Here is a 10,500-nt window from a genome sequence, read left to right as displayed (position 1 = left end):
CTACCGGCTCGTGTAACGTCCGTGAAGGGCTCCTTGAGGTAATCTGATTCCCTCAAGGAGCCCTTCACGGACTTCAGGACAGGTGAGCGGGCAGGCCAGCGACGGCCTCGCTGATGGCGGCGTCGAAGGCGTCGGCGAGCGAGTCCGGCGTGATTTCGGTGCTGTATACGACGATCGACCGGTCGGGGTCGATCTCCAGCACGTCTACGGTGCCGAGATGGGCGGTGATCGGAAGATCGCCGCCGGTCACCCGGTACTGCAGCCGCCGTCGGGCTGGGTCGTGGGTGACGACGGCTTCTTCCAGGACTGAGCCGTCCCCTAGGACCACAGTGCGGTGCTGCGGATCGCCGGTCGAGGACTTCATCGACGGGAACCACTCGGCCACGGACGCGACGTCACCGATCACCTGCCACACTGCGTCGGCGGGGGCGTCGAGCAGGACGTGAGAGCGAAGGGCGGCCATCAGCTGTCCGAGAAGAGCTTGCCCGCCCGCGCCCAGTTCGCGGTGTCGACGTCGGTGAACACGATGCCGACCGATTCCGGGGCGCAGTTTCCGATCCGGCAGATCTCGCGGGTCAGCACCTCGGCCAGCTCGCGTTTCTGTTCGGTGGTACGACCGGGGAACCAGTCGATCTGAACGTGCGGCATGAGAACTCCTTGTCAGCTCAGGGAATCAGCGGCCTGCTGAGTGCGGGCACGGTAGCCGCGGCGGATGGCGAGGGCTTCGTCCAGGTCGACTGCCACGAAACGGGTCTTGGTATTCGGCGCGGACTGCGCCACCAGGTCCAAGTCTCCACTGAGGACAGTCCCGACCATCATGTACCCGCCGCCGGACACCGCGTCTCGGTGCAGGATGATCGGTTCGACACCACCGGGGACCTGGATCGAGCCGATCGGATAAGGCGCGTCCACGATGTTCGACGGGTCCTGTCCGGCGCCGAACGGAGGCGTGCGCGGCTTCGTTTCCAATTGTGCTCCCTGGTAACGGAAACCGACGCGGTCGGCGACCGGGGTGAGCGTCCAGTTGGTGTCCAGGAATGTCGCGCGTCCGGCGTCGGTGAGCACGTGGTCGTAAAGTCCCATCACCACGCGGACTTCGATTTCCTTCGACAAAGCCGGGCGCAAGGATTCCGGCAGCGAACGCCCAGGAACACCAGCGCCGGTGCCGACCGGGATGACATCTCCGGCAACCAACGGAGCACCGCTGATACCGCCGAGTTTGCCCAGCCCGTAGGTGGATCGGCTGCCCAGCACCAAGGGGACATCAATGCCGCCGCTGACCGCGATGTACGCGCGAGCACCGCGTTTGCAGAACCCGAACGTGAGCACGTCGCCCGCCTTCACCGCGAACGCTTCCCACAGCGGCCGTTCCTCGCCGTTGAGCTTCGGCGGAAGCTCGGCGCCGGTGATCGCGATGACCGTGTCCTCGGTGAAGTGCAGCTCCGGTCCCAGGTAGACACATTCAAGTGCCGCCTCGCCGGGATCGTTGCCCACCAGGCGATTCGCGACCGAGTACGAGTACTGGTCGAGCGCGCCCGAGGGCGGGATGCCTACGTCGTAATAACCGTTGCGGCCGGCGTCCTGGATCGTCGTGGCCAGCCCGGGCTGGCGGACCTCAATCGGCATCGAGCACCTCCATCAGTCCCGCGGTGAAGCCGTCCGGGTCGTCGAGGTACTCGCGCAGCCCGAAGTCGACCGGACGCGAACGGATCCGGAACGTCCCGGCCTCGACCTCCTTGACGCAGTCGTCGTAGGCATCCCGGTCGATCGGCTTGAACCGCACGATGTCGCCGGGCCGGAAGAACACCATGAAATCGCCGAAGTCCGGAAGTTCCTGCGCCGGATCGTAAATCGGCGCGGGCGTGATGCCGAACATCTGGTACCCGCCCGCCCCGCGAACCGAGTAGATGCAACTGAAACAGCCGCCGTATCCGACTGTCTGCTTAGGAGTGTCCGTACGCGGTCGCAGGTATTTCGGCACGACGATCTGCCGTTCCCGAGGCACCATCTGGTACATGAACGGCAGGCCGGCGACGAAGCCGACCATCGAGACGAACCACGGCGCACCGCTGTGTGCCGCGATGAATTCGTCGGCCCCGGCGTAGCCGTTGATCCGCGCGGCGTACTCGATATCGGTGGCATCCGGGTCCTGATGCCGATCGCGGAATCGCATCAGCGTTTCCGTGGTCCACGGATCCTGATACAGCACCGGGATCTCGACCACACGGGTAGCCAGGCTGAAGTCCGCCGCGTCGCCGACCTTCTCCTCGATATCGCGCAAATGCGCCATCAGCGTGCGCGGTTCGATGACGTCCGGGTTGTACCGGACCTGGTAGGACGCGTTCGCCGGACAGATCTCCACGACGCCGTCCGGCCGGTTCTCGCGCAGCGACGTGGTGATCGCCATCGCGCGGAAGTTGGCCTGCAGGCTCATTTCCTCGGCCAGTTCGACGAAAATGTGCTCGTCTCCGCCCCAGCTGTACCGGGCGGGCGTCGCGCCGCTCATGCGCTCGGCTCCGCTCGCCGGCCGAGCCATTCTTCGAGCGTCCCGGTGGTGAACGCGCCGTCGGCGAACCATTGCTGCCCAAGGAGTTCGATGAGCAGCGTCGTGGTGGTGGGAACGCCTTCGACGACCAATTCGGACAGTGCTCGCTTCGCCCGGCGCAACGCGGTCGGCCGGTCGTCGCCCCACACAACGACCTTGGCCACCAGCGAGTCGTAGAACGGCGGCACCTGACTGCCCGGGGCGAGCCACGTGTCGGTACGGACCCACGGACCGCCCGGCAATCGCACGTCGCCGATTTTTCCAGGTCCGGGAAGGAAATTCCGGTCCGGATCCTCGGCGCACACCCGGAATTCGACGGCATGACCGCGCTTGGTCACGTCCGATTGCCGGAACCGCAACGGTTCCCCGGCCGCGATCCGCAATTGCTCGGCGACCAGATCGATCCCGGTGATCAGCTCGGTGACCGGATGCTCGACCTGGATCCGGGTGTTCATCTCGATGAAGAAGAACTCGCCGGTGTCGTCGTCCACGAGGAACTCGCACGTGCCCGCGCTGCGGTAGCCGACCTCCTTGCACAGCCGCACGGCCGCGGACGTCATCTCGGTCCGGATCCGCTCGTCGATGCCCGGCGACGGCGCTTCCTCGACCACCTTCTGCCGCCGTCGCTGCAAAGAACACTCGCGCTCGAAGACGTGCACCGTCTCCGAACCGTCGCCGAGCACCTGCACCTCGACGTGCCGCGCGGCCCGCACGAACCGCTCCAGATACATCTGCCCGTCGCCGAAAGCGCTCGCCGCCTCGCCGGAAGCCTGCGGGAACGCGATCTTCAGCTCGGCCTCGTCGGCGACGACCCGGATACCCCGGCCGCCGCCGCCCGCCGCGGCCTTGAGCATGATCGGATACCCGATCTCGTCCGCCGCCGCGACCGCTTCGGCCACATCGGACACTCCGCCGGGCGTCCCGGGCACCGTCGGCACTCCGGCCGCCTGCGCGACTTGCCGCGCGCGGACCTTGTCCCCCATCTGCTCGATGACCGAGGCCTCCGGGCCGACGAACGTCAGCCCCGCGTCCGCCACCGCAGCGGCGAACGACGCGCGCTCGGACAGGAATCCGTAGCCCGGGTGCACCGCGTCCGCGCCGCTTTCCTTTGCCGCGGCGAGGATCGCGTCCGCCACCAGATAACTCTTCGTCGCCGGGGCCGGGCCGATCGGGACGACCTGGTCGGCGAGCAGCGCGTGCGTGGCGCTGCGGTCCGCCTCGCTGACGACCGCGACCGTCTCGATGCCGAGGTCGTTGGCCGCGCGGATGATCCGGACCGCGATCTCGCCGCGATTGGCGATCAGCAACCGTTTCATGCGTCCACCTCGAGCACCACGAGCGGCTGGCCCGCGTCCACGACCGCCTCGGGCTCGGCGGCGAACTCCACGACGGTCCCGGCCGTGCCGGCGGGCACCGGGTAGAAGGACTTCATCACCTCGACCAGCCCGACCGTGTCGTCCGCGCCGACCTTCTGGCCGGGCTTCACGAAATCCGGGCTGTCCGGATCGGGCTTGCGGTAAAAGACCCCGGGAATGGGCGAAACCACTTCGAGACGGGACATCAGCGTCACCTCGCGCTCGGTTCGGCAGGAACAGTCAGTTGAAATCAGGTCAGGTACGGAGTCAAGGCGTCGTGCACGCTTTTCGCCAGATCCACCGCGCCAGGAGTGTCGGAGTGCACGCAGATGCAGTCCGCGCGCATCGGGATGTCCTGACCGTCCACAGAGGTCGCGAGCCCCTCGGTCACCGCGCGCACGGACCGTTCGGCGGCGATCGCCGGATCGTAGGCGACGTGCTCGCGGGTGATGATGAGCGAACCGTCGGCGCGGTAGTCGAGGTCGGTGTAGTACTCGGCGATGAAGCCCTGGCTGCGCTTGCCCCACACCTTTTCGTGCATGGTGTTGGCCATTCCCATCAGCGGCACGTCGAAGACGTCGGCCGCTTCGGCGATCGCCCGCGCGACCGTCTCGTCCCGCGAGGCCAGGCCGTACAGCGCGCCGTGTGGTTTGATGTGGTTGAGCGGCATGCCGTGCTCGGCCAGGAATCCGGTCAGCGCGCCGACCTGGTACACGACCGCGGCGGTGAGTTCCTCGGGTTCCATCTTCAGCTCCCGCCTGCCGAACCCGTCGCGGTCCGGGAACGACGGGTGGGCGCCCACCTTCACCGAATGCTCGTGCGCCAGCGCGACTGTCCGCCGCATGACGACCGGGTCGGCGGCGTGGAAACCGCAGGCGACATTCGCGACCGTGATGTAGGGCATGATGCCCTCGTCGTCGCCGCAGCGGTAGATGCTGTAGGCCTCGCCCATGTCGCAGTTGATGGCAACCATGAGTGCTTTTCCTTGTCTTTCAGGCAGTCTTTCGGGAGGTCTTCCGGGAGATCCGTCAGGAATGCGCGATCTTCGGGGTGTCCCCGTCGGGGTCGATGTAGACGTCGTCGCCCTCGAGCCGCACCGGGTACCGCGCGAGTCGCGCGTGGCCGGGGTTGATGCCCTGGCAGGTGGTGAGGTCGAACGTCCACAGGTGGCTTTTGCACATGAGGGTCTTCTTGTCCAGTTCGCCCTCGACCAGTTCGACCTGCTGATGCGGGCAGATCGCCTGGGTCGCGACGACGTCGCCGCCGTCGAGGTGGGCGATCAGCACCTCCTTGTCCCCCACCTCGAACGACTCCATGTCGCCTTCCCAGACGTCGTCGAGGCTGCACACCCGCACGTAACCCATGCGGAAGCTCCTTTCTCAGCTGAACCGGTCGAAATGGAGCCGGTCGGCGGCGAGCCCGCCGTCCAGCACCAGCGCGCGGGCGAGCGCGTCGGTCATCGCGGGCGGCCCGGCGGCGTAGTAGGTGAAGTCCGTCAGCGTCTCGCCCAGCTTCGCGACCACGGCCTCGTGCACAAACCCTTGGTGCGATTCGGAATCCGCGCTGTCCGGTTCGGACACTGCAGTGTGGACATGGAGTGCGCGCAACCGGCGTTGCGCCATCGCCATCGCTTCCGGAATGTGCAAATCGCGCGGCGCACGGCCGCCGCAGAACAAATGGACGGTGCGCTCACCGGCGTCGGCCTGCGCGGCCGCGCCGAGCACGACGCTCGCCATCGCGCCGAGCCCGGAACCTCCTGCGACACAAACGATGTCACGGTCGTCGCCAGCGCGGTAGTACGCCTGCCCGTACGGGCCGTCCAGTTCGATCGTCTCGCCGAGGTCGAGCCCGTCGAACAGGATCGACGTCGCTTTCCCGCCCGGCGACCGCTTGACGACGAATTTCCATTCCCGCTGACAGTTGCCGAGATTGCTCATCGAGTACGCGCGTTCGATGCCGCTGGGGAACCCGAGCATCGCGTACTGGCCGGCGCTGAACGCGGCGTGCTTTTCCGCGGTGAACACGAATTCGGCCATGTCGTGGGTGAGCCGGTGCACGTCGCGCAGCTGGGCGCGCTGCCGGATCGGCCGGTGCGGCGCGGGTTCCGGCACCGAACTCAGGTCGACCACGCAGTCGCTCACCGGTTCGCTCTGGCATGCCAGCCTGCGGCCCTTGTGCCGATCGCGGGCACTGAGGCCGGGTGCGTCCGCCCAGCGCGTGCGAACGTCGCCTTCCAGCAGCTCGTACCGGCAGCTTCCGCAGGCTCCGCTGTTGCACTCGTAGCTGAGACCGACCCCCGCGCGGAGGGCGGCCCGCAGCAGCGTGTCGCCCTCCGCGCAAGGAAAGCGAACGCCGGTCCCCCGCAGGAGGACTTGGTGTTCGGTCGTCATGGCCGGTTCAGCCTCCGATGCCGAGCTGCCGCTGGAACGCCCGGACCGCGCCGATCGCGTTCTCCGCCGCTTCGGCGTTTTCCGCGACCTCCGCGCCGTACGCCTCGATCGCGGCGACCGCGAGCGGCTGCCATTTCGCGACCCACTCGCGCAGCTGCGTGACGTTCGAGTCCACTTCGGACATCTGGGTGACCAGCGCTTCGGTCCAGCGGCGCGAACGCTCGCTGTCCCGCAACGCCGATTCGGCCAGCAGCGCGTGCAGCACGTCGCCGTGCCGCCGGGCGCTGACGCCGAGCTGGCGCAGCACGATCTCGTCGTAGGCCGGCTTGGCCACCACGTTGAGCGCGACGAACGCCTCGGCCCAGTCGAAAGTGGTCAGCTGCCGTTCCATCAGCTCGCGGAACCCTTGCCAGGCAGGAAGTTCCTCCCACAGCTCGCGTTCGCGCTCGCCGAACCCGGCGGTCGGATGCGCTTGGCGCAGCTCCGCGGTGCGGTAGGCCACATTGGACAGCCAGCGCAGCGAATCCGCGGCCTGGAACGCCGCGCAGTTGGCGATCGTGCTGGCCGGGGCCATGTGCACCAGGTACGCGCTGGCCATCTGAATGGTGTGCAGCAGGTACCGGCTCGGCGTGTACAGCTGCGCCAGCATCGCGACCCACTCCGGCGAGAGGCCGCGGTCGTGGCCCTCGGCGTCGTGCTGGTCGAGCAAACCATCCACATAGGACTCTTGGCCGTCCTGGAGGATGTTGTACGTGCGGTACACCAGCTCGTCCGGATCGCGGAAAGCGTTCCAGTCCGGGTGGGTGATCGGGCTCTGGTTGCGGTACTGGCGGTAGAAATCCGCCATGAACCCGGTGTGCCCGACGTCCCACGGCTGCTCGGGGTCGCGGGTGTGCCAGAGCAGGTTGGTGGAGACGATCTCGTACTCGCTCGGCTTGCGCCGGCGGGCGGCGAGGTGCCCCCAGGTCTTGAGCGGCTTGAGCGGGGTGCTCACGACAGGGCCTCCTTGCGGGCAGCGGTGCCCAGGTAGAAGCGGAAGACGTCGCCGCCGGTCTCGATCCGCCCGACGAACGAGGGCATGATCAGCTCAAGCTCGGACATCTTGAACGGGCGGCCGAGCTCCTCGGCGATGGTCTCGCGGCGCAGGACGCATTCGCCGCCCTCGACCTCGACCCGCACGTAGGAACCGCGGTCGCGGATGTCGACCCGGCATCCCGGGTTGTCGGTCACGGCGGCGTCGGCGACGGCACGCGCCACCTCGCCGACCTGGAGGACCGGGCCGACCGGGTCGGCGATGGGTTCAGTGGTGCTCATCCGGTCCTCCTCACTCGAAATAGACTTCGACGCATTCGGTCGGCCCGAGGCCGGCCGCCGCGACGGTGCTGGCTCGCTCGAACGGCTGCGCGTCGCCCTGGCGGCGCACCCGAAGCGTCCGGCCGGGCTGGTCGGGCACGTGGATGCCGACCGAGTTCTCGGCCGCCGCGGCGGCGAGTTCGTCCATCGTGTGCTCGCTGTCCGCGGGGAGCAGTTTGAGCACGAAGTCGCCGTCGAAGTGCACGGCGAGCGGAATGGTGGCCATCAGCGTTCCTTTCAGCCGGCCTTGACGAGCTGCTTGCGGTAGGTGTCGACCCAGGCGAAGCCGTGCGCGTCGTCGCCGCCGGGGCCGACCGAGCCGAGGCCCATGTACTCCAGGACGCCGCCGAGGTCCGCGGGCTGGATCTCGCCGCCGAGGAACCGGTCGACGAGGTTCTTGTGGTGCCGGTAGCGTTCCGGGTCGTCCTCGAAGATCCACTTGTCCACTTCGGACGCGAAGTGGTAGCGCCGTCCTTCGTGGACCAGCGAAATGTCGCGCAGCGTCTGAGAAGGCGTGCCGACGATCGGGAGCTGCGAGACGTTGCAGATGATCGGCAGCGTGCCCGGCACCGTCTTTTCCGGACGGTCGTTGGCGAAGTTGTCGATCAGGACGTCCCACACCTTGCCGAAAGTGCCGTTCCAGCCGGGGTACTTCTCCTCCAGCCAGTCGCGCTCCTCCGGGCTGACGCCCGCCGCCGGGTCCCACCACAGCGTCGGCCGCCACGAGTAGGTGCCGAGGTGCTGGCCGTGGTGGTGCTCGGAGATGTCGCGCAGGAAAATGTCCCAGTACCACGGCTTGGAGAGACCGAGGTCCTCCAGCGAACGCATGAACTGGGTGACGATCCACTCCTCCATGAATTCCTTGAAGGACGCCTCGCGCACGTCCAGCGGGACGTAGTAGTCCATGGGAATTCCGGAAAGAATGGTGAACAGCCGGTACGAGCGCCAGAACGCGATGTCGATCTTCTTCTGCGCGACGTCCTTCTGCCCGTTCTCGATCAGCATCTGCAGCAACGGCGTGCCGAGCTGCGCGTGCCGGGCCTCGTCGGACTGGATGCTCTGGATCAGCTTGGAGAACGTGAAGTCGCCTGCCTTGGCGGCGTCGCCGGAAAGCCCGATGAACTGCAGGTTCGTGAAGCCGGTCTCGAAGGAGAAATTCGCGAAAATCGAGGTGGAGACGGCGTCGCGGGTCATCATCACGTCGTCGAAGAAGTGCCTTGCGCCGAGGGTGACCCAGTTGTCGGTGAACATCGCCGCGTGCGACCACTCGAACTGGCGGTCCTTGTTCACGTACTCGTGCGGGAAGTACAACTGGATCTGGCCGTGCCGGATCTCGTCCAGCATCCCGAAAGTCGCCATGTTGCGCATGCCCGGGGCCTTCGACCAGCGCACGAAGCGAGACTCCTGGAACGACGCGCCGTACTCGACCAGCGCGACCGCCGCGTAGTGCTCCTTGAGAATGGAAATCCAGCCCGGGTCGGCTTTGTTATAAAGGTCCGCGCGCTCCAACGCGGCCTTGACCGAATACGCCCCGGCGTCCTTCTGCCGCTGAATGTCGACGTATTCGCGATAACTCACCTTGTAAGGTTCGTCATAAGTCGCCCACACCTCGTCAGGCAACCCCTCGCCGCCGGACAACTCCGGCGGGAACAACTCCGCTTCGCTGACGTAACGCGGAGTCCATTGAGTGTCGCGGGCGATATCGTACCACTGTGCTCGATCCAGCAGAGCCATTGCCGGTGCTCCTTGTTGGTTTTAGCTGCCGTGCTCGGAACCCAGCGGCCCTTCGCCGCCGGGGTAGACGAAGGACATGGCCGGGGAGTAGAACCCGAACGTCACCTGCAAGGGTTGGGCAGGCCGCAACCGGTAGGCAGGGTGTTCTTTGTCGAGAAACTCGAAGGATTCGACCTCGAATTCCTCGGCGATGTCAGCGACGTAGGCATACCGCCCGCTGACAAATTCACCACCGCGACTCGTGATATACCGTAACTGCCCGGTAACCCGCTGCGGCGTGCCGATCGTGAGACGCGCGGTAGTCCGGATAATCGGCCGCCCCTCAACGGAAGTGGTAGCGACCAGCCGATCCCCGTCGAGATCGAGCGTCGTCTCTCCCCGCGCACCCGCCGGAACGCCGTGCTCCCGGGCGTAACGAATCATCGGCTCGGAACTGTTGTGGTAATCGGTCCACCACCGCCCCGGAACTCCTGCCTCAGTGTCCAAGCCGGACAGATTCACGCCGAGATACGTCAGGGAGTACGAGCCGAACGCGTCGTCCCCGTCGCTGGCCGACGTCTGGGCGTCCCCCTCGACCACGTACTGATTGATGTAGCAAGACCGATCGTCAGCCGGCGTAAGCCCAGCCGGAACCAGCTCCGCGACGCCGTCGGGATCCTCCGGCACCCAAACGAGGTAGAGAGTCCGAGACCCAGTCACCAGCTGCGGCGGATGCAGCGACGTGCCCATCGGGGCACCTCCAGTTCACCGTTGAACTTCTCCTCCGCTCCGGCCCTTGAAGCGGTGCACAAAGACTGCGCGACGCACTCGCGACCGGATAGTGCGCAAGTTGGACAACGACCCGCCCAGGGATGCCAAACCGGAGCACCCACCGCCATCACCGCAGGTCAGCAGCCCGCACAACGATCACCGCCACCGAACTCTGAATCCGTAAAGCCCCCGCGATGACGTGAGGGGAACCCTGAGGGACTCAGAGTCCCTCAGGGTTCCCCTCACGGACAAGCATTCCCTCAAGGAGCCCCTCGAAGCCCCAAGACCCCGCCACCGCGACGCACCCAATGTGGCATTGGGTGCATCCCACGCACCCAATGCCACATTGGGGCGCTAGCCCCAACACCCCACC

At 66.7% G+C, this 10,500-nt stretch carries 14 protein-coding genes; all 14 read right to left on the bottom strand.

The window, feature by feature from the left end:
* Nucleotides 1–73: 73 nt before the first annotated feature.
* From ACFXI3_RS46300 to ACFXI3_RS46235, 14 genes are read right to left on the bottom strand one after another with little or no spacing between them, the layout of a single operon-like run.
* On the bottom strand, nucleotides 74–463 hold the full coding sequence (locus ACFXI3_RS46300) for an SRPBCC family protein (RefSeq protein WP_378408555.1): 390 nt from the start codon (nucleotides 461–463) through the stop codon (nucleotides 74–76).
* A complete protein-coding gene (locus tag ACFXI3_RS46295) occupies nucleotides 463–648 on the bottom strand; it encodes a tautomerase family protein (protein ID WP_344278464.1) in 186 nt (61 codons plus the stop codon). The genes ACFXI3_RS46300 and ACFXI3_RS46295 overlap by 1 nt, the downstream gene beginning before the upstream one ends.
* Nucleotides 649–660: 12 nt before the next feature.
* Nucleotides 661–1,626 (bottom strand): biotin-dependent carboxyltransferase family protein, encoded by a 966-nt coding sequence (locus ACFXI3_RS46290; RefSeq protein ID WP_378408553.1) that lies wholly within the window; start codon nucleotides 1,624–1,626, stop codon nucleotides 661–663.
* On the bottom strand, nucleotides 1,616–2,506 hold the full coding sequence (locus ACFXI3_RS46285; protein WP_378408551.1) for an allophanate hydrolase subunit 1: 891 nt from the start codon (nucleotides 2,504–2,506) through the stop codon (nucleotides 1,616–1,618). Before ACFXI3_RS46285 ends, ACFXI3_RS46290 begins: the two co-directional genes overlap by 11 nt.
* Nucleotides 2,503–3,861, bottom strand: a complete 1,359-nt coding sequence (locus tag ACFXI3_RS46280) for an acetyl-CoA carboxylase biotin carboxylase subunit (protein WP_378408549.1) — start codon at nucleotides 3,859–3,861, stop codon at nucleotides 2,503–2,505. Before ACFXI3_RS46280 ends, ACFXI3_RS46285 begins: the two co-directional genes overlap by 4 nt.
* Complete coding sequence (locus ACFXI3_RS46275; protein WP_378408547.1) at nucleotides 3,858–4,106, bottom strand: acetyl-CoA carboxylase; 249 nt, start codon at nucleotides 4,104–4,106, stop codon at nucleotides 3,858–3,860. The genes ACFXI3_RS46280 and ACFXI3_RS46275 overlap by 4 nt, the downstream gene beginning before the upstream one ends.
* A gap of 44 nt (nucleotides 4,107–4,150) precedes the next feature.
* Entirely contained in the window at nucleotides 4,151–4,873 is a 723-nt protein-coding gene (pxpA, locus tag ACFXI3_RS46270; RefSeq protein ID WP_378408545.1) for a 5-oxoprolinase subunit PxpA, read from the bottom strand.
* 55 nt (nucleotides 4,874–4,928) lie between these two features.
* Entirely contained in the window at nucleotides 4,929–5,264 is a 336-nt protein-coding gene (locus ACFXI3_RS46265; protein WP_354742594.1) for a Rieske 2Fe-2S domain-containing protein, read from the bottom strand.
* A gap of 15 nt (nucleotides 5,265–5,279) precedes the next feature.
* Nucleotides 5,280–6,290 carry a 2Fe-2S iron-sulfur cluster-binding protein gene (locus ACFXI3_RS46260; protein ID WP_378408543.1) on the bottom strand — a complete coding sequence of 337 codons (1,011 nt, stop codon included), beginning with the start codon at nucleotides 6,288–6,290 and terminating at the stop codon, nucleotides 5,280–5,282.
* 7 nt (nucleotides 6,291–6,297) lie between these two features.
* Nucleotides 6,298–7,284 carry a toluene monooxygenase gene (locus tag ACFXI3_RS46255; protein WP_378408541.1) on the bottom strand — a complete coding sequence of 329 codons (987 nt, stop codon included), beginning with the start codon at nucleotides 7,282–7,284 and terminating at the stop codon, nucleotides 6,298–6,300.
* Complete coding sequence (locus tag ACFXI3_RS46250) at nucleotides 7,281–7,604, bottom strand: MmoB/DmpM family protein (RefSeq protein ID WP_344278489.1); 324 nt, start codon at nucleotides 7,602–7,604, stop codon at nucleotides 7,281–7,283. Before ACFXI3_RS46250 ends, ACFXI3_RS46255 begins: the two co-directional genes overlap by 4 nt.
* Before the next feature lie 10 nt (nucleotides 7,605–7,614).
* Nucleotides 7,615–7,869 carry a toluene-4-monooxygenase system B family protein gene (locus ACFXI3_RS46245; protein WP_344278492.1) on the bottom strand — a complete coding sequence of 85 codons (255 nt, stop codon included), beginning with the start codon at nucleotides 7,867–7,869 and terminating at the stop codon, nucleotides 7,615–7,617.
* 11 nt (nucleotides 7,870–7,880) lie between these two features.
* The gene (locus ACFXI3_RS46240) at nucleotides 7,881–9,377 is read right to left on the bottom strand and encodes a YHS domain-containing protein (RefSeq protein ID WP_378408539.1); all 1,497 of its coding nucleotides are present in this window, start codon (nucleotides 9,375–9,377) and stop codon (nucleotides 7,881–7,883) included.
* A 21-nt stretch (nucleotides 9,378–9,398) separates the two neighbouring features.
* Entirely contained in the window at nucleotides 9,399–10,106 is a 708-nt protein-coding gene (locus ACFXI3_RS46235; RefSeq protein WP_378408537.1) for a hypothetical protein, read from the bottom strand.
* Nucleotides 10,107–10,500: the final 394 nt, after the last annotated feature.

The organism is Amycolatopsis sp. NPDC059235 (assembly GCF_042754125.1).
GTDB lineage: Bacteria > Actinomycetota > Actinomycetes > Mycobacteriales > Pseudonocardiaceae > Amycolatopsis > Amycolatopsis albidoflava.
The sequence above is the reverse complement of the archived record's forward strand: the minus strand, read 5'-3'. Positions and strand labels throughout refer to the sequence as shown.